The sequence below is a fragment of the Corynebacterium sp. KPL1995 genome (genome assembly GCF_000477935.1).
Taxonomy (GTDB): domain Bacteria; phylum Actinomycetota; class Actinomycetes; order Mycobacteriales; family Mycobacteriaceae; genus Corynebacterium; species Corynebacterium pseudodiphtheriticum.
Window position 1 is genome coordinate 887,703 of record NZ_KI515715.1, and the last position, 22,011, is coordinate 909,713.

22 protein-coding genes and 1 tRNA gene are annotated in these 22,011 nt (G+C 54.7%); 12 read left to right on the forward strand and 11 right to left on the reverse strand.

The features are described from left to right. Positions 1 to 98 precede the first annotated feature (98 nt). Entirely contained in the window at positions 99 to 1,406 is a 1,308-nt protein-coding gene (locus HMPREF1292_RS03925; RefSeq protein WP_021353528.1) for a hypothetical protein, read from the reverse strand. 88 nt (positions 1,407 to 1,494) lie between these two features. Then, positions 1,495 to 2,043, reverse strand: coding sequence for an RNA polymerase sigma factor (locus tag HMPREF1292_RS03930; protein WP_021353529.1), 549 nt, complete (start codon positions 2,041 to 2,043; stop codon positions 1,495 to 1,497). 151 nt (positions 2,044 to 2,194) lie between these two features. Between HMPREF1292_RS03930 and HMPREF1292_RS03935 the strand changes: the two genes are divergently transcribed. Next, on the forward strand, positions 2,195 to 3,742 hold the full coding sequence (locus tag HMPREF1292_RS03935) for a catalase (protein WP_023018839.1): 1,548 nt from the start codon (positions 2,195 to 2,197) through the stop codon (positions 3,740 to 3,742). A 219-nt stretch (positions 3,743 to 3,961) separates the two neighbouring features. After that, a complete protein-coding gene (locus HMPREF1292_RS03940) occupies positions 3,962 to 5,494 on the forward strand; it encodes a hypothetical protein (protein WP_023018840.1) in 1,533 nt (510 codons plus the stop codon). A gap of 87 nt (positions 5,495 to 5,581) precedes the next feature. On the opposite strand, the gene HMPREF1292_RS03945 is transcribed toward HMPREF1292_RS03940, so the two are convergent. Further along, positions 5,582 to 5,872 carry a hypothetical protein gene (locus HMPREF1292_RS03945; protein ID WP_023018841.1) on the reverse strand — a complete coding sequence of 97 codons (291 nt, stop codon included), beginning with the start codon at positions 5,870 to 5,872 and terminating at the stop codon, positions 5,582 to 5,584. A gap of 269 nt (positions 5,873 to 6,141) precedes the next feature. Here HMPREF1292_RS03945 and HMPREF1292_RS10410 point away from each other — a divergent pair, with 269 nt between their 5' ends. After that, positions 6,142 to 7,512, forward strand: coding sequence for a collagen-like protein (locus HMPREF1292_RS10410; protein ID WP_232218008.1), 1,371 nt, complete (start codon positions 6,142 to 6,144; stop codon positions 7,510 to 7,512). A gap of 325 nt (positions 7,513 to 7,837) precedes the next feature. On the opposite strand, the gene HMPREF1292_RS03955 is transcribed toward HMPREF1292_RS10410, so the two are convergent. Both HMPREF1292_RS03955 and HMPREF1292_RS03960 read right to left on the reverse strand, forming a co-directional pair. Continuing rightward, a tRNA-Pro gene (locus HMPREF1292_RS03955) sits at positions 7,838 to 7,911 on the reverse strand. 122 nt (positions 7,912 to 8,033) lie between these two features. Beyond that, positions 8,034 to 8,936 (reverse strand): metallophosphoesterase, encoded by a 903-nt coding sequence (locus tag HMPREF1292_RS03960; RefSeq protein ID WP_023018843.1) that lies wholly within the window; start codon positions 8,934 to 8,936, stop codon positions 8,034 to 8,036. 109 nt (positions 8,937 to 9,045) lie between these two features. Here HMPREF1292_RS03960 and HMPREF1292_RS03965 point away from each other — a divergent pair, with 109 nt between their 5' ends. Continuing rightward, positions 9,046 to 9,552: a GatB/YqeY domain-containing protein gene (locus HMPREF1292_RS03965; RefSeq protein ID WP_156912281.1), complete on the forward strand. Its 507-nt coding sequence runs from the start codon at positions 9,046 to 9,048 to the stop codon at positions 9,550 to 9,552. On the opposite strand, the gene HMPREF1292_RS03970 is transcribed toward HMPREF1292_RS03965, so the two are convergent. Beyond that, positions 9,549 to 11,957: a transglycosylase domain-containing protein gene (locus HMPREF1292_RS03970; protein ID WP_051137359.1), complete on the reverse strand. Its 2,409-nt coding sequence runs from the start codon at positions 11,955 to 11,957 to the stop codon at positions 9,549 to 9,551. The genes HMPREF1292_RS03965 and HMPREF1292_RS03970 overlap by 4 nt on opposite strands. A 153-nt stretch (positions 11,958 to 12,110) precedes the next feature. Here HMPREF1292_RS03970 and HMPREF1292_RS03975 point away from each other — a divergent pair, with 153 nt between their 5' ends. From HMPREF1292_RS03975 to HMPREF1292_RS03985, 4 genes are all read left to right on the forward strand, one after another. Further along, positions 12,111 to 12,464 (forward strand): WhiB family transcriptional regulator, encoded by a 354-nt coding sequence (locus HMPREF1292_RS03975; RefSeq protein WP_023018846.1) that lies wholly within the window; start codon positions 12,111 to 12,113, stop codon positions 12,462 to 12,464. Between the two features lie 75 nt (positions 12,465 to 12,539). Further along, complete coding sequence (locus tag HMPREF1292_RS11040; protein WP_021353538.1) at positions 12,540 to 12,695, forward strand: DUF4177 domain-containing protein; 156 nt, start codon at positions 12,540 to 12,542, stop codon at positions 12,693 to 12,695. Position 12,696: 1 nt separating this feature from the next. Continuing rightward, on the forward strand, positions 12,697 to 13,167 hold the full coding sequence (locus HMPREF1292_RS03980) for a RidA family protein (protein ID WP_023018847.1): 471 nt from the start codon (positions 12,697 to 12,699) through the stop codon (positions 13,165 to 13,167). A gap of 77 nt (positions 13,168 to 13,244) precedes the next feature. Then, positions 13,245 to 14,072, forward strand: coding sequence for an MBL fold metallo-hydrolase (locus HMPREF1292_RS03985; protein ID WP_021353540.1), 828 nt, complete (start codon positions 13,245 to 13,247; stop codon positions 14,070 to 14,072). Positions 14,073 to 14,255: 183 nt separating this feature from the next. Here the strand turns inward: HMPREF1292_RS03985 and glxR are convergent, their stop codons facing one another. Beyond that, a complete protein-coding gene (glxR, locus tag HMPREF1292_RS03990; RefSeq protein WP_021353541.1) occupies positions 14,256 to 14,939 on the reverse strand; it encodes a CRP-like cAMP-activated global transcriptional regulator GlxR in 684 nt (227 codons plus the stop codon). A 107-nt stretch (positions 14,940 to 15,046) separates the two neighbouring features. Next, entirely contained in the window at positions 15,047 to 15,169 is a 123-nt protein-coding gene (locus HMPREF1292_RS11475; protein ID WP_021353542.1) for a hypothetical protein, read from the reverse strand. A gap of 128 nt (positions 15,170 to 15,297) precedes the next feature. Between HMPREF1292_RS11475 and HMPREF1292_RS03995 the strand changes: the two genes are divergently transcribed. The 3 genes from HMPREF1292_RS03995 to HMPREF1292_RS04005 are packed head-to-tail and all read left to right on the forward strand — an operon-like array spanning position 15,298 to position 17,962. After that, positions 15,298 to 15,981 carry a TlpA disulfide reductase family protein gene (locus HMPREF1292_RS03995; protein ID WP_023018848.1) on the forward strand — a complete coding sequence of 228 codons (684 nt, stop codon included), beginning with the start codon at positions 15,298 to 15,300 and terminating at the stop codon, positions 15,979 to 15,981. Continuing rightward, positions 15,981 to 16,730 carry a CoA pyrophosphatase gene (locus HMPREF1292_RS04000; protein WP_021353544.1) on the forward strand — a complete coding sequence of 250 codons (750 nt, stop codon included), beginning with the start codon at positions 15,981 to 15,983 and terminating at the stop codon, positions 16,728 to 16,730. The genes HMPREF1292_RS03995 and HMPREF1292_RS04000 overlap by 1 nt, the downstream gene beginning before the upstream one ends. Before the next feature lie 35 nt (positions 16,731 to 16,765). Continuing rightward, positions 16,766 to 17,962, forward strand: a complete 1,197-nt coding sequence (locus tag HMPREF1292_RS04005; protein WP_023018849.1) for a MarP family serine protease — start codon at positions 16,766 to 16,768, stop codon at positions 17,960 to 17,962. A gap of 38 nt (positions 17,963 to 18,000) precedes the next feature. Here the strand turns inward: HMPREF1292_RS04005 and HMPREF1292_RS04010 are convergent, their stop codons facing one another. From HMPREF1292_RS04010 to HMPREF1292_RS04020, 3 genes are read right to left on the reverse strand one after another with little or no spacing between them, the layout of a single operon-like run. Beyond that, positions 18,001 to 18,966, reverse strand: a complete 966-nt coding sequence (locus HMPREF1292_RS04010; RefSeq protein WP_021353546.1) for an alpha/beta fold hydrolase — start codon at positions 18,964 to 18,966, stop codon at positions 18,001 to 18,003. A gap of 60 nt (positions 18,967 to 19,026) precedes the next feature. Then, a complete protein-coding gene (locus HMPREF1292_RS04015) occupies positions 19,027 to 19,530 on the reverse strand; it encodes a phage holin family protein (RefSeq protein ID WP_021353547.1) in 504 nt (167 codons plus the stop codon). Continuing rightward, positions 19,527 to 20,510, reverse strand: a complete 984-nt coding sequence (locus tag HMPREF1292_RS04020; RefSeq protein WP_023018850.1) for an HAD family phosphatase — start codon at positions 20,508 to 20,510, stop codon at positions 19,527 to 19,529. Before HMPREF1292_RS04020 ends, HMPREF1292_RS04015 begins: the two co-directional genes overlap by 4 nt. Before the next feature lie 270 nt (positions 20,511 to 20,780). On the opposite strand from HMPREF1292_RS04020, the gene HMPREF1292_RS04025 reads away from it, so the two are divergent. Further along, positions 20,781 to 21,995 (forward strand): helicase/secretion neighborhood CpaE-like protein, encoded by a 1,215-nt coding sequence (locus tag HMPREF1292_RS04025; protein ID WP_023018851.1) that lies wholly within the window; start codon positions 20,781 to 20,783, stop codon positions 21,993 to 21,995. Positions 21,996 to 22,011: the final 16 nt, after the last annotated feature.

Below are 22,011 nucleotides of genomic sequence, written 5' to 3' on the forward strand. Positions count from 1 at the left end.
GGAGCTTTCTTGGCTCCCGCCCCAAGTTGCAACAGCACCTCTTTCCGCAGTCAGTATGGGCGGGCGGGAGGCGTCCTGGAACGGTGCCTCGCTGGAGCTTATTCCGGTTTGGTGTGCTCGACGTAGACTACGCTGCCAGCTGGCGTGGTGCGGTCATAATCCACATCGGGATCGTTTTCTAGCTCGTCGTCGATTTCTTCTTTGATGCTTTCTAAGAATTCCTCGGAATTCATATTGGATTGGGCAGCTAGGGTGGTGAGCTCGCGGTCGTGCTTCTTACTAAAGCGCACGCGTGGATCCACTTTGCGGGCCATCAATTCACGGCCGCGACGACGGCGCTGGCCTTCGGTGCGCATGGTGCGGAAATTGCGTACCCAGGCCCAAATCAGGACGATGATCAGCAACATGCCGATGTATCCCAGTACTGGGTAGACGTAGCTGACGAGTTGGCGGAAGCCAACGAAGGAAAGCACGAAGCCGACCAAACACGCAATCACATAGACGCGGAAGAATTTCTCTGGCGAATTACGGGTCAGACGCTTAGCCAGCGCATAGAACATACCGATGGCGGTGTTAAAGACCATGCCGTAGAGAACCACGGTCATGATGTGTCCCAGCACCGGGTGCAGGCTAATCATCAGCGCCAGCATTGGCATGTCGGCATCTTTGGTGGTTTCGACAGTGAAGTACATGCTCATTACCAGCAAGAGCAGCAAGGAAAGGAAAATTCCGCCGCCGATGGCTCCACCAATGCCTGCTTCGCGGGTATCCATGAAACTACCGCCGATAACGATGGCCATGGACACTGCCACGATCACCTGGAAAGCGATGTTGTTGATGGCAGATACCCACCAGTTGGGTAGCGTGGTTTGGACTTCGGTAGAAGCCTGCTGAATGTTTTCCCAGTTCGGGTCCACCGTGATTATAGTGTAGATCGCGGTGCCCAAGACCATGATGATCAAAAATGGTGTGATCATTCCGATCACCGCGGTGGTTTTTTCCACATCAAGCAAGCCAACCAGGATGGTCAGCACCAACATGAGGGCAGCACCGATCCAGGTCGGCCAGCCCCAGGCTTCCGTCAGGTTCGAGCCACCACCGGCGAACATAACAAAGCCGATAGAAAATAGGGTCGCAATGGTGCCCCAGTCAAGGATCTTGGCGATGATTGGGCTGTTAGTGATGCGGTCGATCACCGCGGTGTGCTCGCGTGCCTGGTAATAGCTACCGAGCTGCAAAATGGCGATACCGCAAATGATCATGACAACGGAGCCGAGTAATGCTCCGACAATTCCCCAGTTACCGAAGGCTACGAAATACGTCATGGCCTCCTGCCCGGATGCAAAACCGGCACCGGCGAGGGTTCCGACGAACGCCATCGAGATGGCTAACGATCGTTTGAGCATGAAGACAACAACTCCGAATCTGTGATCACGCTGTGAAAGCGCGTCCGAAAATCTATGAACTTTTAACGGAATATAACAGTTTCTGTGATTAATTGTCGTATTCTGCGAGAATATCTTTCCGGGCCCGGGCTACTCGAGAGCGAATTGTCCCGATACGTACCCCCGCGATTGCCGCTGCCTCTTCGTAGGAATAACCCAGTATCTGTGTCAGAACGAGTGCTTCGCGACGCTCGTCGGGTAGCGAAGCGATCATGGTGCGGGCATCGATCCATTCGCTCCATACCGACGAATCTTCGTGTACTGGGTCTAAGTCTTCTAGTTCCGAATGTGACTTCCGGGGGCGGGCGCGTTCGTGACGAATGTTGTCGATCCACACGCGACGCGCGAGTGAAAGTAGCCAGGTGCGTGCAGTGGAGCGTCCGGCAAACCGGGGGAGTGCCCCCATTACGCGTACATAAGTGTCTTGGGTGAGGTCGTCGGCAAGTTCGGGCCCGGCTAGGTGAGCGAGAAACCGCCAGACGTCGTCATGGGTTTCTTTCACGAACGCGCTCAGGGCTGTGCGATCACCACGACCGGCCTTCAGGGCCAGCTGGGTGGTGCGTGCATCGCGGCTCGCAGAGTGTCGTTGTGCGTTCACTTAGCTGAGATTACCAGCGCCGATTTTTATTCCTGAGCAGAGTTTGTGGTGTGCCAGTGCGATTGCGTACTCTGATGTATGCAAGTAAACTATCAATTGACCTCATCCCCATAAGAGTGTCTAATTAATTCCCAACAGGAGTGAGCATTCCATGACTAAGAACATTGATGACAAGCTGGATCTTGGCCAGCGGGAGGACGCCCCAGGCACCACCACTCGCCAGGGTGGACAGCCAATCGCCTCGGAAAACATTTCCATCACCGCTGGACCACAGGGTCCAAATGTACTGAATGACCTGCAGTTGATTGAGAAGCTGCAGTCCTTCAACCGTGAGCGTGTTCCAGAGCGCAACCCTCACGCTAAAGGCCACGGAGCATTCGGTGAATTCCATGTCACCGAAGACGTATCCGCATACACCAAGGCTGACCTGTTCCAGCCGAACAAGGTCACCCCGATGGGTATCCGTTTCTCCACCGTTGCCGGTGAGCAGGGCTCCCCTGACACCTGGCGTGACGTCCACGGATTCGCTCTGCGTTTCTGGACCGAAGAAGGCAACTTTGACATCGTCGGTAACAACACCCCGACATTCTTCCTTCGCGACGGCATCAAGTTCCCAGATTTCATTCACTCCCAGAAGCGCACCGGGGCTTCCGGTTTGCGCGACGCTGATATGCAGTGGGATTTCTGGACTCGTACCCCTGAGTCCGCACACCAGGTAACCTACCTGATGGGTGACCGCGGCACACCAAAGACCTCCCGTCACCAGGACGGCTTCGGTTCCCACACCTTCCAGTGGGTTAACGACAAGGGCGAGGCTTTCTGGGTGAAGTACCACTTCAAGACCCAACAGGGTTGGGAGTGCTTCACTGACGAAGAAGCTGCCGAGATGGCAGGTCAGAATGCTGACTACCACCGTGAGGATCTGTTCAACGCGATCGAGAATGGCGACTACCCACGCTGGGACGTCTACGTACAGATCATGCCGTTCGAGGATGCAGAGAACTACAAGTTCAACCCATTCGATCTGACTAAGGTCTGGTACCACGAGGATTACCCACTGCAGAAGGTTGGTTACTTCGAGCTGAACCGTAACCCTCGTAACCACTTTGCACAGATCGAGCAGATCGCCCTGGATCCATCCAATATCGTTCCAGGTACAGGCCTGTCGCCAGACCGCATGCTGCAGGCCCGCGCATTCGCATACGCGGATCAGCACCGTTACCGCATCGGCACCAACTACCGTCACCTGCCGATCAACCAGCCAATCAACCCTGTGAATACCTATAATCACGAGGGCTCGATGCAGTACAACTTTAACGGTCCAGACCAGCCGGTATACACGCCGAACCGCTTCGACAAGGGCGCTGGCTACCTGGATGATGGCGAGACTTCGTCGTCGAACCACACCAGCTACGGACAGGCTTCTGATTACTACGTCAACCCTGATCCTCACGGCACCGACTTGGTTCGTGCGGCATACGTCAAGCACGAGCAGGACGATGACTTCACCCAGCCACGCAAGCTGTACGAAGAAGTCATGAACGACGAAGAGAAGGACCGCCTGGCGCACAACATCACCAACGCCATGGCTGGTGTTTCTGAGGGCGTCGAGCAGCGTGTCTACGAGTACTGGGACAACGTTCACGAGGACTTGGGGGCAGCCGTACGCAAGAAGTTTGCTGAGAAGTACAAGAACTAATTTTCTCAGGCTTTGTAGCTGCTGGTTGTTGCCGGTATTCAATGTGCGTGCCGGCTAGCAGCACCACAGCCCCAGTGCTTTCCAGCAACCCTGTAGGGCAAAGAGGCCGCACCGATAAATCGGTGCGGCCTCTTTTGGTGTTTGTGATTGGTGTTGTTTATGTGACTCGCCGAGAACGTTGTCCCATAAGCTGCGGATTTAGCACTAAAGTGCCGTCGTATGAACGATTCTTCGTCAGTGGTGAATAACCGAGCTGCCACGCCAGATGGTGCATCGTCACATGCATCGATGGGATTAGGGGAATCTCGGTTCGGTGAACCACGCGTGCCGGGATCCCGCATGCGTGGCATCGTGGCGCTGCTAGCGGTGGTGTTGCCGCTAGCAGTTGGTGCGGTGATTGCCGCTGCAGCTTCTTTAAGCCCGAGTGACAGTTGGTCAGCGCCAGAAGAACCAACTGGTGCTCCGGCCGTGCAAAACCCAGGGGTGGACAACAGTAAGTTGATTGATGCCCGTCGCGCCGCTGGACAAGCTTCTTCCCAAGCGGGAATTTTGTACAGTGCAATCGACGAACTGCTTTCTGGTTTGGAAGGCGTGGACGGCAATACTGAAGAATTGGTGGGTGCAGTTGGCGAAGCTGCGGATGGCGCGGATCGACTGCGCCAAGGCATGGTGGAGCTACAAGCGGGTACTGGTCAGCTGGGTCGTGGTGCTAATGAGCTGGCTGACGGCGTCGGGCAAGCAGTGGATCAAGTTGTTGGCTTTGGTGCGGTACAAGGGCAGTTACTAGAGGCTGCGGACCGGGCGATTGAAGAGCTGCGCGGTGTGCAAGGGCCGGAAGCAGAACAAGCAGTGCGCGATCTGAGAAGTCTGCGTCAGCAAATCGACAACTTTAACTTCCAACGCGAAGTTGCTGATGATCTTTTGGCTATGAAAAACGGATCAAGGGACCTGGCGAATCAACTAAATGTCCCTGGTTATGGTTTCCACGACGGCGTGTATGAGCTGACGAATGGCTCCAAGAATTTGTCTGCTGGTTTACAGGAACTGCGAGCTCGGATTGACGAAGCTACGGCAGGTCTAGACGAATTTGATGGTGGTGCAGAACGGCTGGAAGCTATGGCGCAAAGCACCAAGCAAAAAGCTGATGCAGTGAATCGCGCTATCCCAGCGGGCCCGAGTGGGGCAGAACCTGGCGACGCAGAACCAGCCCGCGGGGTTTTGCCTCCAGTGGTGGCAATGTTGGTTGCAGCACTAGTTATGTTGGCAGGCGTAGTGATGGCAGCGATGAGCAACTTCTTTGCGACTCGTTGGGCTGTGCAGTTAAGCGGTGGTCTGTTAGCTGCCGCTAGCGGCGCTGTGCTTGTCGGCCTGTTGGGGGACGGGCTAAGCATCGCTACGATCGCGATTTCGGCCGGTGTTTCTGCATTGAGTGCCTGGGTAGCTGCCGGGTTTACTTCGGTACTGATGCAGTTGGCTGGGTTGCGTAGTGGCCTTGTGATTGCAGCTATTGCGGGCATTGGACAGGTCGCTGCGGTTGGATGGGTCTGGCAGGCTGCTGCGAGTGCGGAAATTTCTCAAGCATGGTCGGCCCTGGCTGGTTTCTTGCCGTTACATTGGGCGACGACAGCGTTGAGCACTACCGCGAATGACGGTGCAATTCTGGGACTTTGGGTAGCGCTCGCGGTACTGGCAGTGAGCGCATTTGTAGGCCTGGTGGTGGCGCCACTGCTTAACCGCCGCTGCGTGAATTAATGCTTGCTTGCTAGTTGCTAGCAGCCATGGTGGCAAGGCAGTACTGCACTTGCCGCTGTTGAATTGCAGCGCTACAGCGCTAGTGAATTACAAAGATATATCTTCGGGCTCACCATAAAACTCTTCTGGAATGGAGAGTGGGGTGGGCCCTTCTTTTTTGAATGCTTCCAGCCGGGGCTTCCACTCTTTCGGGAGCGAACCGAATTGCTCGAGCTCATTGGTTTTTCGGTTGATCATGATCGGTCCCTTGCCGGGCTCAGGTGATGCGGGTGCGAAAAGCCACCAGGATTCCGTTTCCGCAGCGCCGGAAAGTTTGCCACGGCGTTGATAGACCCATTTAGCAGCGTCGTAGAAGCTCAGTGCATTTGCAGATTCCATGGGGTTAGCTTAGTGCTACAGGGTGATCTTCGCTACATCAGGTGAGATGTTGGTAGTGGCTTATGAAGCTGTGGAGAGCTTTAAAAATTCCGCATAATATGCATAACGATGGAATTATGTAGTGAAGATCATTGTCGATTGTCTTGTTTTCTGAATCGATTAAGTGTTTAGTTGTTTTCAAATCTGTTTTGCTTGCACAAAATAGATTTTGTGTACCCACAGAAGTGGTGTTGCACTTGGCTTTTGAAGAGAAACTCGGAGACCACACTGTGGCTAGAAAGAAGTCAGTCGGCGTAACTGCATGCGCAGTATTCGCCCTGAGCCTGGGGCTGCTGACCCCAATCAATACTGCTCATGCGCAGGAAAATGTTGAGCCCACCGCAACGACTGAAACCCAACTCTGTCCAGTCGTCGATTTCGCTGTCAAATCTAGCGCTTTCTCTTGGCAGATTGGACCTGACCAACAAGAATATTTCGAAGATACTAGTCAGGTGATTGATCGTGATGAACACGGAAAACCAGTAAGTGTTGGTTTCCGAAGCGATAATGACCAATCGCTGGTGGCTGTGGATAGTCAAAACCACATTACGCGAGCCACGATGGTTGGCCGTGGCCAATTCAAAGTGGGCGATGAAACGATTGCTAACCCTGTAGTAACGGTAAGCTCAGATAAAAAGGTTTCTGTTTTAGCCGGATATAACGGTGTTACACAGACACTGGCAACCGGAACTTTATCTAATGAGCAAGCTCATGAGCATAAAGTCCTTGATAGCCACACGGTTTTTTTCCAGGGTGAAGTCCGGAACCTGAGTTTTAGGGGTCCAATCTCCGAAAATATAAAAGCGGCCTTGTCTGGGGTATTCACCGTTTATGGTGAAATTGCGCCAATCCGCAAAGAAAATTGCACCGAGGAAGAAAAGAAGGGGGTGCAAGGACCGCGTGGCCCAATCGGTCCACAAGGTGACCGTGGCCCAGCAGGTCCAGCAGGCCCTCCGGGCACCCCAGGTAAAGACGGTGAGCCAGGTAAGGATGGCGAGACCGGCCCACAAGGTGATCGTGGCCCAGCTGGTCCGGCAGGCCCTCCGGGCAGTGAAGGTAAACCAGGTGTGCAGGGACCACAAGGAGAACCTGGACAGCGGGGACCGGCAGGCCCTGCAGGTCAAGACCTGAAGATCAAAAAGCAGTACGATGATGCACAAGGCAACATCGTCGTAGAGTTCACCAATGGCCAAAAGATTGTCATCCCGAAGGGCAAGGATGGTGCTGCTGGTAAAGACGGTGAAAAGGGTCAAGATGGCAAAGATGCCAAGCCGTTGACCATCGTCGGCCAGGAAATTAAAGACGGGAAAGTCATCGTCAAGTTCTCGGATGGCAGCACTGTCGAAATCCCGCTGCCGAAAGATGGCAAGGATGGACAAGACGGTAAGGATGGCCGGGATGGTAAAGACGGCAAGGACGCCGAACCAGCACCAAAGAACCCACAGGAAGATCAGTCCGATGTGTCGTCGTCAAGCGCTGGCGGTATTTTCGGCTCCATCCTGAAGACGCTGGCGAGCTTGTTTACCGGGCCGACGTTACTGGGCAGCTTCTTCAGCAAAATCATGGATCTGCTGAAAACCCTAAGCGGTATGCGGATCTAAATCACTGATTTCGCCTGCTCCTAGTCAAGCCTCCTGGTGAAATCCACCAGCGAAACCTCCTAGTGAAAACACGGGGAAGTGTGCGCCCCCGGTGGGTGGCAATAAAAGCTTAGAACACCAATTGTGCATGCGGTCGCATTCTGCTCTTAAGGGTTGGGTGCGACCTTCAGAGATGTAGGGGTATACGAGGGTTTATAGCCTAAACGATAAAAAGCGTGGGTTAAACCTGGGTTAAGCCTCAAAAGTGTGTCTGGGTTTCAGGGGTCGGGTTAGCCTGCATACGAAAAAAGACCGAGAAGCAAAAGCTTCTCGGTCTTTTCTATTGTCGGGGCGACAGGATTTGAACCTGCGACCCTCTGCTCCCAAAGCAGATGCGCTACCAAGCTGCGCTACGCCCCGCCATCGCGTTGAAGTATTAATTTCTGCGACTTGGATATCTTATTATATCGAGCTTGCAGAACACAAATCGAAGGTCCTGTAGGGGAGAATCCCCAGCGTATGGCGGGAAACGTCGCCAAGTATTAAGTTGTTCTTTCGATAATTCGTAGCAGTGTTGCCGACGGGCGGCAGAACAAACGAACTGGGGCATACTTTGAGGTCCCTAAGCCATTGGAGACGTGCATTGCCATGCCGTCGAAGTCATGGAGTCCCTGCACCCGCTCGCGATCGATACCACAATTGGTCACCAACGCTTTGGAACCCGGCAAACACACTTGCCCGCCGTGCGTATGGCCAGACAACGAGAGCTGGTAGCCGTCGGCAGCAAAGCGCTGTAACACGCGTGGCTCAGGGGAGTGCAACAGCGCCAGAGCCAGGTCCGCATCCGGGTTTGGGGCACCAGCGATCTCGTCGTAGTCATCAAAATCATGATGCGGATCATCTACCCCGGCCACCGCCAGGCGCACGTTACCGACCCGGAATTCGTGGCGCCGCTGATTCGCATCAAACCAGCCCCGCTCAATAAACGCGGCACGCATATCCCGCCACGGCAAATCCACATACGACGGCGTGCGTTTCTTGCCCGTCAGGTACTGGAAGGGGTTGACCGGCTGGGGCGCCCAGTAATCATTAGTGCCCCATACGAACAACCCCGGTGTGTTCAATAGCGGGTCCAGTGCGCGCAACACATCCGGAACTGCGTGCTGGTCAGAAAGATTATCTCCGGTGTTAACCACTAAATCAGGCTGCAATCGGGCTAGATCGCGTACCCACGCAATTTTTTTGTCCTGGCCGGGGATCATGTGCAGATCCGAGACATGCAGTATCCGAAACTCTGCCTGGCCGTGCGCGCTGCGCTTTTTGCCCAAGGTGCCTTTGGGTAGGAGCGCAACGGTGTGTTCTTTGAGCTCAAAGCGATTGAGTTCCGAAACCGCCCAGGCCAGTGTGCCCGCACCCGCACCGAGGGTGGTCACGGTGGTGGTCATTAGTGCAGTTTTCCACGAAATATTCACCCCGCCTAGTCTAGACGGACTTTAGGTGGAATCTTGTCGTGATCTCGTTGCCCGGTCGGGACAAGCGAGTATCTTTGGGACTATGACTGAGAACAACATGACAAGCGAGAACAGCGCCCAGGCATCATTAAAAGAGCACATCCGCCAGGATCTGACTACCGCTATGAAGTCCAAGGACAAGGCGACGACGTCTGCGTTGCGTATGCTGCTGGCAGCTATCCAGGCCGAGGAGACTTCCACCGGTACCCGCACCGAGCTCACCGACGATGACGTTCTCAAGGTTATTGCTCGGGAGATCAAAAAGCGTCGCGAATCCGCAGAGATTTACCGCGACAATGGGCGCGATGAGCTTGCCGACGCCGAACAGTCTGAAGTCGAAGTCTTCGAAAAATATCAGCCACAGCAGTTGGATGATTCCGAACTTGCCGAGTTAGTAGATGGCGTTATTACTGAAGTTTCGGCTGCTGCTGGCGAAAAATTGAGCATGAAGCACATGGGCCAAGTGATGAAGGCTGCAAACGCAAAAGCCTCCGGACGCGCAGATGGTAAGCGCATCTCGGAGGCAGTAAAAGACCGCCTGCAGGGCTAAAAGTTAAACAGGTTACGCAACTCTTCGGTGGCGTTTTCAATTTCCTGTTCTAGGTTGAACTCCAGCGCCGGTGGTTGGCTGCCGCCACCGGTGTTGTTTTCTGTCTGGGTACCTGGGTTTGACTGGCGGCGTGTTGGCGGGGTGCTGCGGGCTGAGCCATCGGAAATTCGCAAAATTACCACGCTATTAGCTGGTCCTGCGAAATCCGCACTGACTACTCGGCCGGCGGGCATTCCATTGCCAGCCACTCGCTCCGTACGCACTTCTAAACCGGCCTCGGCCAAACGATCCCGCGCTACGGATTCACGCAATCCGCGCACTTCGTTGAGTTTGGCGGCGTCGAGGCCTTCATTAAAAGCTGGATCGTAGTCTTCTGAAACGCCACCGTTGAGCGCCGGTGGTAGGTTGTTGGCCATGTTGTAGAACGAACGCGCCGGTTCAGTACCACCAAAGAGGTTTCCGTTGCTGCACTGGCGCACTGGGCTGGTGCATAGCGACATCGTGGTGGTGCTGTCGTTGAAGATATATGGTGCCGCTGCGATGCCAGAGTTGAAGGCCAGGAAAGCAGCGGAATAGTTCTCGTTGGTGGTACCCGTTTTGGCTGCCATCGTGCCGGGGAAGCCCTCGGCATTACGAGCGTTGGCGGCGGTACCGGATTTACCGTCCTCGGTCATTGCCTGTGATAACGCATCGGCTGCGTTGGAGTCCATGACGTTTTCGCACGGGGTGCGCTCTAGGTAGACTTCCTGCCCATTGCGGTCATAGACGGCGTCGATTGGATTCGGTTCACACCAGGTTCCGCCGGAGGCCAACGAAGCACCGACATTGGACAGCTCCAATGCGTTGACCGGGGTGGAGCCCAAAACGTAGGAACCAAGGTTGGCGTCTTTCTGGAACTGCGCGATGGAGCGCTCACCGTCGTGCGTGCCTTCTTCTGCGTAGCTGCGCAGTCCTAGGTTTACCGACAGATCTACCACGGCAGGTACCCCGACGCGTTCCATCAGCTGGACGAACGGTGTGTTTGGTGAATGCGCTAGTGCGTCGCGCAGAGTCATGGAATCGGCAAATTCACCGAAGTTTTCCACGCAGTAGCGGTTGGCCGGGCAGTTTGGTGCGCCACCGTGACCCAAACCTTCTGCCTCGTAGCGCGATGGAACCGACATGTATTGTTCGATGCCCATGCCGTCTTCGATAGCAGCGGCAGCAGCAAAAACTTTGAAGACAGAACCTGCGCCGTGGCCGACCAGCGAGTACGGCTGTGGGAGAATCGTTTCCCCGGCTTCTTGGTTCAGGCCGTAATTGCGTGACGACGTCATCGCTAGGATGCGACGAGAATCTTTGCTGGGTTCAATGACATTCATGACCTCGGCGACGCCGTTCGCCTGCGGGTCGGTATAGCTGGAGACCGCCCGCCGCGCTTCATGCTGCACGCCCGGATCTAGAGTGGTGTGGATGTCATATTTTCCGGCAACTAGTTCGTCGGTAGTAATTCCGCGCTCGTCTAGATACTTCAAGGCGTAATCACAGAAAAATCCGGCATCGCCTGCCGCGATGCAACCGTTGGCCAAAGTCTCGGGGGTTTCTAGCACCCCAAGAGGCTCATTCTTAAAGCCATCGGCTGCTTCTTGATCCAAATATCCATGATCGACCATTGCCTGCAAGACGGTATTCCGGCGATCGGTTGCACCGTCTGGGTTGGTGTACGGATTTAAATATTCCGAAGACTGCACCATTCCAGCCAGCATGGCGGCCTGGGGCACTGACAATTCAGCAGCTGAAATACCAAAGTAGGTGCGTGCAGCGGATTCAATGCCGTATGCGTGGTTGCCAAACGGTACCAGGTTCAAATAACCAGCCAGAATATCTTCTTTGCTCAGGCGGTCATCCAAATCGGCAGCGACACGGATCTCACGCAATTTACGCGCAATTGTTTGTTCAATTGCTTCTCGACGCTCTTCGTCGGTGTCGGCGTCGACAAGCAAAGCCCAGTTCTTGGCATATTGCTGGTGGATCGTCGACGCGCCTTGCTGTACGCCACCGGCTGCAATGTTAGTGGCCAGCGCACGCAGGTAGCCCTGAAAATCGACGCCCTCGTGTTCGTAGAAACGGTTGTCTTCGATCGCGACGATGGCATCCTTCATGGCCTGTGAGATTTCCTCTGGCGGAACCTCATGGCGGCGTTGGCTGAAAAAATTTGCCAACACATTGCCCTCACTGTCATACATGGTGGACACGCCCGGGGCGCCGCCCTCCTGAATGTCGGTGAGATCAGATTCCATAGCCTTTTCGGCACGTGCTGCACTCGCCCCAGTGATGCCGGCAACCGGTGCGATGGCCGCGGCAAAAACCGCAGACACACCGAGCGTCGCCAGCAACATGGTGATCATCGATTTGGAATAAGACACGATAGATACTTTACGCAGTAAAGGTGTGTGGCAAAAGCACTCACACCCCCTGGAAGTGTGACGCATTCGACAAGATTGGTCACGCGCCCTAAACTATCTGGAACACCTCAGCGAAAAATCACGCCCTCGCTGTCAACAATGAGGAGTCGATTCATGCCCGCCACTCCAGGCAACCACCAATACAACTCAAGCTACCGTGGCGCCTACAGCCGGAAAACGGCGAAAACTTCCTCCGCAACTGTCGAGCGTGGTGAGTGGGTAGCCCAGGCCAAGTGCCGCAATGGTGACCCTGACGCATTATTTGTGCGCGGAGCAGAACAACGCAAAGCTGCGCTGATTTGCCGTCACTGCCCCGTGGTCTTAGAGTGTTGCGCCGATGCGCTGGATAACGAGGTGGAATTCGGTGTCTGGGGTGGGCTAACCGAACGCCAGCGTCGGGCCATTTTGCGCAAAAACCCGCACGTAACGGATTGGGCGAGTTACCTTTCCAACGGTGGCGAGTTTTAGGACCGACTGTGTACCCGTGACACTGTGCACCCGTGACCTAGTCGTCGGCGCGGAGCAGGCGGTAGAATTGGGCCCATGAAGAAATGGGAATACGCAACTGCACCTGTCCTTGTCCACGCTACCCAGCAGATTTTGAACAGCTGGGGTGAAGACGGTTGGGAGCTGGTGACCATCATTCCGGGGCCAAACCCAGAAAATCTGGTCGCTTACTTCAAGCGCGAGCTGGTTTAACATGGCCGGCGATGCTGTGAACATTAATGAGCGGCTGGCAGAGCTCGGTATTGAACTGCCAAACGTGGCCAAGCCGTTGGCTGCTTATGTGCCCGCGAAGCGCGTCGGAAAGCAAGTCTGGACCTCCGGCCAGCTGCCGCTTGTCGACGGTCAGCTGCCGGTAACCGGGCTGGTTGGTGACGAAGTTTCTGCTGACGAGGCTTATGGGTTGGCGCGTATCTGCGCTCTTAATGCATTGGCAGCGGTGGATGCAGAAGTAGGGTTGGACAACGTCGCTAGCATTTCTAAGCTGGTCGGCTTTGTTGCCAGCGCGCCGGGGTTTTACGAGCAACCAGCCGTCGTCAATGGTGCATCCGATCTGGTGGGCGAGATTTTTGGTGATGCAGGCCAACACGTTCGATCCGCCGTCGGCGTGGCCGTCTTGCCGAAGAACGCACCGGTTGAAGTAGAGATGGTTGTTGAACTGCGCTAGCTTTTCGTGACCAACAGCGCAGCCGGCAACGGTGGCGTATAGCCGGGAAAACTGGAAGTTCTAGTACGGTAGGAGGCATGAAGCATCCTGCTTATAGTCAGCTTCGTCCCGTAACCCCTTCGGTGGGCGTGGTGCTATGCGCTAACCCGAGTTACGCGGCATTGGAAGGCACTAACACCTGGATTATTCGCGCAGGTGAAGACGATAAAGCAATTGTTGTCGATCCTGGGCCAGAAGATGAAGGTCACCTCAATGTGGTTCGTGGAAAAGCCGGCGAGGTGGGGCTGACGTTGCTGACCCACCGTCATTACGATCACGCCGACAGCGCTGATCGGTTTCGGCAGCTGACCAACCAGCCAGTACGTGCTTTTGACCCAAGCTACTGCATTGGCGGCGAAGCCTTGCAAGACGGCGAAATCATTTCTATTGAGGGAGTAACTCCGCAGGTAGAAGTTGTGCACACACCGGGGCATACCTCGGATTGTGTGTGCTTTTTTGTGTGGTCGTCCACCCCACACGAATCCCAACTTGAAGGCATCATTACCGGCGATACCATCGCTGGGCGCCACACTACGATGATTTCCGAGACGGATGGCGACCTCGGACAATACCTGGATACGCTGCGTATGTTGCAGAACCGAGGGCAAGGGGTGCCACTTCTGCCAGGGCATGGGCCGGACCAAGACAATGTGGCTGAGTGGGCCGAAAAATATTTGGAACGTCGGCAGTACCGTCTGCAACAAATCCGAGAACTGCGCGCTGAGCATGGTAATGATGTGGAATTACAGACGTTGATTGATGCCATGTACCAGGATGTGGATCCGGTGTTGCGGCATGCAGCAGAACAGTCGACCAGGGTTGCGTTGCGGTATTTGGATGAGCAGAGCGCCGAGGCGCAGGCTTAACTCCTGGAAGTGCAGCTGTGGCCATAGGACACGCCATGCCGGGGCTGCTGAAGTTAAAAATAAGAAAAGCGCTAGTCGGATGTGTTTCCGCTAGCGCTTTTTTCTGCAAGCTCTGGCTAGGTGCTAGGTGCTTAGTTTTTCCCGCCCGAACTTGCTTAACGAGGCTTGGGAAGCGAATTCTGCTTAACGGGCGCGACGTGCGAGGTGTTCGGTATCGACGATGAGCACGGACTTGCCCTCCAGGCGAATCCAGCCACGGTGTGCGAATGTCGCGAGAGCTTTGTTCACTGTCTCACGGGAAGCACCGACCAGCTGCGCAATCTCTTCCTGGGTCAGGTCGTGGTTCACGCGTAGTGCTCCACCTTCCTGGACACCGAAACGGTTAGCCAGTTGCAATAGGGTCTTGGCCACGCGACCAGGCACATCGGTGAAGATCAAGTCCGCCAAGGAAGCGTTAGTGCGGCGTAGACGGCGAGCGAGTACGCGCAGTAACTGTTGTGCAATCAGCGGATGGTCAGAGACCCATTTCTGCAGCATCTCTGAATTCATCGTGGCCGCGCGGACTTCGGTAACACAAACTGCGGAAGAAGTACGTGGGCCAGGATCGAAGATGGACAGCTCGCCGAACATATCGGAAGGCCCCATGACCGTCAGTAGATTTTCGCGGCCATCTGGGGCGTGGCGCGCGAGTTTAATCTTGCCGGAAGTGATGATGTACAGGCGATCGCCCGGCTCACCTTCCTCAAAAATGGTGGTTCCCCGCGGATATTTGACGGTTTCCATCTGCTCGATGAGGTTGTCGACTGCTTCTGGGTCGACACCCTGGAAAATACCCGCGCGCGAGAGAATCTCGTGTACTTCTTCCACTTCTGACTCCTTGGACTAGCTTCGGTTAGCTGAAATAGCTGTAGTAATATACCCCACCTTAGTGGGCTGACTGCATTGGCGGGTGCAAATGCGAAGATTGATTATATTTACGCTTTTGTCACACCGCTAGGGTTCTCCGCTGCGCTAGCCAAAACCCCCGCTTCTAGCTTTTCCATTGCCATAGCAAAAACAGCTAAGGCGATGGGAACGATTATAGTGAGAGCAATCATGCCTTCATTCTAGTAAACGCGACCTACTTTTGTGGTGCTCGCATCGCACATTCTCGTGGGCGGGTGTTGTTTCGGCAGGTTATGGCTTTGTCTGGGGCCCGTGTGACGTGGCTGTATTAGTCTAGTGCATGATGAATAAACAGATCGCACTTATTAGTGTTATTGGCCTTGTGCTTAGCGCCGCGGTGGGCTTTGGTGCTTATGCCATGCTGCATAGTTCGACAGGTCACGTCGCGGGAGAAACGGCTGTAAGTAATAAAGCTGAGAGCCCAGCTGGCGAGGCAATGAAGGGTTCCGTGTCTCAGGATGAGGGGGCGGGCTTACGACGCCCGGCCTGTCCGAGCTTGGAAATTCCTGGTGCGCAAGTGCAGCTGCCGTGTTTATCGGAGCAGGCAGTGACCGACGTTGACAAAAATGATGAACTCTCAACTGATGAGAAGAACGAGGCCATTGGCGGCGATGCCGGTGCGGCTGGCGACGAAATTACTGTTGTGAATGTGTGGGCTTGGTGGTGCCAGCCTTGCCGGGAGGAAATACCTTATCTGCAGGAAGTCCAAGATAAGCACCCTGAATGGCAGGTCGTCGGCGTGCACGCCGATAAAAACGCGAAAAACGGCGCCGGGATGCTGGATGAAATGGGCGTAGATTTTGTCAGTTACCAGGATTCTCACAATACCTTTGCTTCCGAACTCGGTTTACCTGGCGTGATTCCGATTACCATTGTGTATGTAGGAAACGAGCAGAGGAAAGTGTTTGTCCAACCATTCCGCTCAACAGAGGAAATTATCGAAAGCATAGAAGGTGTTTTGTAGTGATAGCGAACTCTGATCATCCTGGCTGCAACATTGCAGTCCAGCCAGAGCAAGCTCCACAATGGTTAGGGAAACTCGCCGGGCTGCACGAAGATAGCCTGCAGAAGTATCTGCCAAACCGAAGTGCAGAGGAATTCAATCTGCCAAAGCCGAAAACCATCAAAAAGGCTGCGGTGTTAATGCTGTTTGGGGGCTCCCAAGCCCCTGCTGGCGACGGTGGTGCCCCGGACGATGCCACAGTCTTATTGACCCACCGCCACCCCGGGATGCGTAGCCATTCAGGCCAAATTGCTTTTCCTGGTGGCCGGATTGATAACACCGATCTTTCGCCGGTTGATACTGCGTTGCGGGAAGCCTGGGAAGAAACGGGGTTGAACCGGAACAACGTGACCCCGCTGAAGCAATTTAATGAGCTGGCTATTCCAGTGACAGGAAACCAGGTGCACCCTGTGTTGAGCTACTGGGATAAGCCATCCGAAGTCGCCGTGACTAGCCCGGAAGAAGCAGATGATGTTTTCACTGTCCACGTCGGCGAACTATTAACTCCGGAAAATCGGTTTGTCATTGGCCACGGGAACTGGGTCAGTCCGGCCTTCCGGGTGCGGGATTATGTGATCTGGGGGTTTACCGCAGGATTATTGAATGCGGTTTTCCACTATTCGGGGTGGGAACGAGATTGGAATAAGACAGATGTTTTCGACTTGCGCGAAAGCTTAGCAAAATCGCGTAATAATGAAGCGCTTCGTTAGCGGTGGCTGGCGCAGGAAGCGAGTAGGATTTCCCCGTGGCAGAATCAATTTTCGTTGACCTTATTATTCTTCTGGTCATTGTGACCAGTATTGGCATCGGTTGGCGGCAAGGCGCAATTGCGTCCATCCTGTCTTTCATCGGAGTGATCTCCGGATTAATCATTGGAGGCGCCGCCGCGCCGATGCTGATGGGACTGACTGAGCACACATTGGCGCGCTTTGTTTTGGCGATCGGCAGTCTAGTTATGAGTGCTGGTATTGGCCATTTAGTAGGTATTTCGCTTGGGCTGAAATTGCGCGAAAGCATGCGCCTGAAATCATTACAGACGGTGGATTCTGCGATCGGTTCGGTGGCCCAAGCCGTGGCTGTTTCAGTCTTGATCTGGCTGGTGTCGATCCCGCTTGTGACCGGTACTAGCGGTGCGTTTAGCCAGATGTTACGTAGCTCTGCGGTGCTTAGTGCGATGAATTCGCTAGCGCCAGAACGCGCGGGGCAACTGCCAGCCCAGATTTCAGCGATGCTCAACGAATCTGGGCTGCCGCCACTGGTGTCTCCGTTTGAAAACCACCCGGAACCCCACGAAGTTGAAGCCCCACGTATCAACGTCGACAATGAACAGATGGTGCATGCTGTGCGCCCTTCGGTCATTCATGTGATGGGAGAATCCGATCAGTGCCGCAGGCGGTTGATGGGCACGGGGTTTGTGGCGCAGGATGATTATATTCTCACCAACGCCCATGTAGTTGCCGGAACCCAGAGCGTACGCGCTGATACCGTGGTCGGGCTCCGTGATGCTGAGGTGGTTTACTACAACCCAGACATTGATATTGCGGTACTGCATGTTCCGAACCTAGGGTTACCAGTTCTGCCATGGGCAGAACAGCCAGCATTAAGCGGTGACGATGCAGTGGTGATGGGCTTTCCACAATCCGGGCCCTTTGAGGCTTCGCCTGCACGTGTGCGGGACCAGATCCGGATTTCCGGCCCTGATATTTATGCTCAAGGCCGGGTAGAACGTGAAGTTTATACACTGCGCGGAAATATTCGACAGGGAAATTCTGGCGGGCCAGTCACCACTGATGACGGGCGCGTGATCGGCATGGTTTTTGGTGCTGCAGTGGATAACTCAGATACCGGCTATGCCCTGACCGCTGAAGAAGTGCGCCAGCAAGTTGGCGAGTTCGGTGCCCTGCGCGCACCAGTAGAAACCGGTGCTTGTGTTGCTCAGTAGCCGGTTGGCAGGTATGCCGTTTTAGTTTTCATGCTTTATTAACGACCGTCCTGGCTGCTGCCAGTACTGGTTAGCTCTGCCTGTTGCCACTGTTTAATTTGTTCACGCACCATCCGCACGAATGCTTGGGGGCGCTCTATATGCGGCAGGTTTTTTGTTCCCTGCATAGTCACGGCGGTCCAAGGAGCGCGCATGCGTTGTGCGCTGCGTGCCGTGAGTTTTTTCCACAGGCTTTGATCCGCGTGCACCATGGTTACGGGCACCTTTACCGGCTGATCCAGCCAACTACCAGAACCAAAACTGAGCAAGTGCCGGTTATGCTGTAGGGCCACCGCACGGGTGTGGCCAATCTTAGATGCCCGCACACGCAGGTTTAATTCGCTAGCAAATTCCGGAGTGTCGTGGAATTCTGCGGTGGTTTCGCTGCGCAAATTGCGCCGGTATAACCATTCGAATCGTTGGGGAAACGGCAGGTAGAAAAAGGATGGCAAACGCATGATCGCGGCGCGCAGCAGAATCCATAAAAAATTCCAGGGTTGGGTTTGCACGGTTTTTCGAAGATCGACCGGGTGCGGGCTGGCGATGGCGATGAGACCACGGACCTGGTCTGGATATTTGCTAGCAAGCGCCCAGCTTAGAGCACCGCCAACGTCGTAGCCTATGAGATAAGCGGAATCGTATCCCAGAGCCGAAATGATGCCAGAAATTTGCCCGGAATCGCTGCGAATATCTTGGCCTGCGGAAACCGGTGGATGGTCCGACATGCCGTAGCCACGTAAATCCACAGCGACGACGTGGAAGCCGGCGTCGGCAAGTTCTGCGATGATGTGGCGGTATTCAAACCAACCACTAAAGGCCCCGTGTAACAACATAATCAGCGGATCAGTAGTGGAACCGGCGCTGACGGTGTGCAAACGGAGGCCATGAGTATGAACGTGTCCGTGCTGGAATGGACCGTCTAATTCAACGATGGACGGCGAAAGCTTAGCGGAACGTTTGGGCATGCCCACACTGTACCCCAGGCACCTAAGCCTGGGGTGGTGGCATAGCTGGGGTTTATGAGATTAGGTGTACATTCCCGATGGGCCTTCCAGCGATTTGCTGGCCGAACCCGGACGAAGCTTCTTCAGCTCGCCTACTGATTCAATGGTTGCTTTTGGCGCTTGGATCTTCTTTACCTTCTTTACACCAATCAGCGCGACGACGGCTGCAATAACCAACATCACCAGGAAGACGATGAGAAATGCTGCCCAGCGCTGCAGCCACAGGTGGGCCAGCAGTTCTGCGAGGAAGAAGAACAAGAAAAACGAGCTATACAAGGCGACGGTGCCTGCTACGGCAAACATGCCACCGCCGATGGCGCCCTTTTTTGCTTCACCAGCAAGCTCCGTTTTGGCAAGCTCAATCTCTGCGCGTACCAGGCTAGAGATTTGGGTAGTGGCATTAGAAACTAAATCGCCGATAGAAGTTTCCCCTGGTTTGGCGGTATCAGCATCACTTAAAGGGATTGAATCCACTTTTGGGTTAAAATCATCGGTGCCATCGGTGAAAAGTCCTTGCTTGCTCACGCTATACCTTCCCTTGCTTTTCGCAGAATATTCGCAGAAATCGTGTGTTGGTTAATAATTGTACGTCGTATGGCTCTAGCTGTGGAGTTTAGGTATCTCCCGGTGTTTTCTGTGAGTGCTTGCGCTGTCTCCAGGACAGATGCTTCCTGCTTGTTTGGTGCATAACACTTGCTAAGCAGGGTCCCTGCGGTGATTAATGCGATGACTCCAGCGAGCAGGCCAGCGCCGATGCCGATTTCTTTTGCTCCGGGCATTTGGAACAGTGGTGCCGGATCTTTGAAACTGCGGATTTCCCAGCCACGTTCTAGGGCAAGCTTTTTTAGTGGGCGGTCCGGGTTAACTGCAACCGGGTTACCCACTAGTTCCAGCATGGGCGCATCCGTCACAGAGTCGGAATAAGCAAAGCTTTGTTGCAGTTCATAGCCGTGTTTGCCGACAAGTGTCGTGATCGCTTCGGCTTTTGCCGTGCCTTTGCAATAAAACTCGACTACCCCGGTGAACGTGCCGTCAACAATTTCCAGTTCGGTGCTGATGACCTCGGTGATGTCAAGCTCTTCCGCGATCGGTTCCACGAGCTGCCGGGCCGATGCTGAAATGATAATGACCTCGTGGCCTGCTTTTTTGTGAGCTTGGATCAGTTCCCGGGCTTCGCTATAAATCGCTGGGGTCAGCACGTTGTGCATGGTCTCGCGTACGATCTCGCGGACTTGTTTTTCTGACCAACCGGTGATCATGGAGGTCAGTTGGTCGCGGGTGGAGTCCATTTGCGTGCTGGATTGCCCAGCGAGCATATAGCTGGCTTTTGCTAGCGATAAGCTCAGTGCATCCTGCGGGGTGATCAGTCCGTTGTGCAGGAATTCGCGGCCGTAAGCAAACGCAGAAGAGGTGGCAATAATCGTTTTGTCCAGGTCAAAAAACGCTGCCACTTGACCGGGCTGCGCCTCGGTGTCGCTGGCGGCGGTGCTGTGAGAATTGTCCATGAAGACCTGCCGTAAAACGTATGTGATTGTTGGGGTAAAAGTTAACGATTGTTGCCTGCTGTTACAAGAACTATCTTAGTTGGCTTATCTCTGCAATGTTTGGGCTTGTTACAGATTGGATGGTGGGGTGAAGGATTTTAGGGGGAAGCAGCAGGGTTTTTGAGGGGTATTCACAGCTATCTAGTTGATAAGGCAACAAATTCGACGGGTTGTCCACAGAATCACCCCAGGTCATTGAGCTTCTATTCCATTCCGGCTTGGCTAGAGACCATGAGCGCACAAGATTCATCCATCGTCATCGCCATTGCGGATCCCACTCTGCGTACTGAGGTGATTCATATTGCGGCAGCCACCGGTCATCGGGCGGTCACAGCCACTGATGAACGCGATATCTACCGGCTTGGTGCACGGGCCGAAGCAATCATTCTTGATGCTGATTACGCCGATCTTTTGACGGAATCTGCGGCACGCCGCGACCAGCAGAGCAGCCCTATTTATCTGGTGTGTTTAGATCCGGGGCCGGTCGACGAACAACTAGTCCGCGATTGTGGCGCGGAAGTCGGGTACGTGATTCCTTCACAAAACAAAGAATTTCTCATTACTTTAGGAGAACAATCGCGCCCCGCAGAGGCACAGACACCCGCACCCCGCCCCAGGGCAGCTACGGCATTGCCCAATTCCGCACGTTTGCAGCGACCCTTGTCCAACCGCATTTCTGAGCAACGCTATCCAGCACAGTTTGCACCGCCGCAGTCTGCATCACGACGCCACCCACACTTGACCATCGCGGTGCTCTCATCCGGCGGCGGAGCTGGAGCTTCGACGGTGGCAGCAGCGATTTCCCGGGTGGCTGCACATGAAAACGTTGGTGCAGTAACGCTGATTGATGCAATTGATCATTCTGGCGGTTTGGACCTGCTGTTGGGGATTGAAAAACATGATGGATTGCGGTGGCCAGATTTGAACTTGGGTGACGGCCGCGTCAATGCCAGCGACCTCCGTGCCTGTTTGCCTACTACCGATGACGGTATCGCCGTGTTGACCGAACGACGCACTAATGACGGAACAGCAAGTTTTGGCGACCGGGAAGAAATTGAAACTGTGCTTTCCACGCTGCACAGCGAACCCGGGCTTTCCGTTATCGATGCTAATCCCTGGCACATTCCGCGTTCGATTGATGCGGCAGTGTTGATCTGCCCGGCAGAGCTACGCTGCGCGGCCCGAGCAGCACATTTAAGCACGCAGCTGTCTGGAACGCATACCCCACACAGCCTGGTGGTCCGGCACCGCCAGTGGTCAGCACTCAGTATCGAGGAAATGGAAAACCTCGTACGAAGCCAGGTCATTGCAGAAATCGGCACCATCAAACGTCTGACAAAAAGCACTGAGAGCGGTGGGCTGCCAGACAGAATTCCGAAACCACTGTCGATCGTCGCTCACGCTGTACTCGCGGAATACGGGTGGAATACCGCCGAGACTCACTAACTCCACATCTCATCTA

What these genes read in the sequence shown, in the direction of transcription:
- HMPREF1292_RS03925 (WP_021353528.1), bottom strand. Translation starts at nt 1,406, where the DNA reads ATGCTCAAACGATCGTTAGCCATCTCGATGGCGTTCGTCGGAACCCTC.
- HMPREF1292_RS03935 (WP_023018839.1), top strand. Translation starts at nt 2,195, where the DNA reads ATGACTAAGAACATTGATGACAAGCTGGATCTTGGCCAGCGGGAGGAC.
- HMPREF1292_RS03940 (WP_023018840.1), top strand. Translation starts at nt 3,962, where the DNA reads ATGAACGATTCTTCGTCAGTGGTGAATAACCGAGCTGCCACGCCAGAT.
- HMPREF1292_RS03945 (WP_023018841.1), bottom strand. Translation starts at nt 5,872, where the DNA reads ATGGAATCTGCAAATGCACTGAGCTTCTACGACGCTGCTAAATGGGTC.
- HMPREF1292_RS03960 (WP_023018843.1), bottom strand. Translation starts at nt 8,936, where the DNA reads ATGACCACCACCGTGACCACCCTCGGTGCGGGTGCGGGCACACTGGCC.
- HMPREF1292_RS03965 (WP_156912281.1), top strand. Translation starts at nt 9,046, where the DNA reads ATGACTGAGAACAACATGACAAGCGAGAACAGCGCCCAGGCATCATTA.
- HMPREF1292_RS03975 (WP_023018846.1), top strand. Translation starts at nt 12,111, where the DNA reads ATGCCCGCCACTCCAGGCAACCACCAATACAACTCAAGCTACCGTGGC.
- HMPREF1292_RS11040 (WP_021353538.1), top strand. Translation starts at nt 12,540, where the DNA reads ATGAAGAAATGGGAATACGCAACTGCACCTGTCCTTGTCCACGCTACC.
- HMPREF1292_RS03980 (WP_023018847.1), top strand. Translation starts at nt 12,697, where the DNA reads ATGGCCGGCGATGCTGTGAACATTAATGAGCGGCTGGCAGAGCTCGGT.
- HMPREF1292_RS03985 (WP_021353540.1), top strand. Translation starts at nt 13,245, where the DNA reads ATGAAGCATCCTGCTTATAGTCAGCTTCGTCCCGTAACCCCTTCGGTG.
- HMPREF1292_RS11475 (WP_021353542.1), bottom strand. Translation starts at nt 15,169, where the DNA reads ATGATTGCTCTCACTATAATCGTTCCCATCGCCTTAGCTGTTTTTGCT.
- HMPREF1292_RS03995 (WP_023018848.1), top strand. Translation starts at nt 15,298, where the DNA reads ATGATGAATAAACAGATCGCACTTATTAGTGTTATTGGCCTTGTGCTT.
- HMPREF1292_RS04010 (WP_021353546.1), bottom strand. Translation starts at nt 18,966, where the DNA reads ATGCCCAAACGTTCCGCTAAGCTTTCGCCGTCCATCGTTGAATTAGAC.
- HMPREF1292_RS04020 (WP_023018850.1), bottom strand. Translation starts at nt 20,510, where the DNA reads ATGGACAATTCTCACAGCACCGCCGCCAGCGACACCGAGGCGCAGCCC.
- HMPREF1292_RS04025 (WP_023018851.1), top strand. Translation starts at nt 20,781, where the DNA reads ATGAGCGCACAAGATTCATCCATCGTCATCGCCATTGCGGATCCCACT.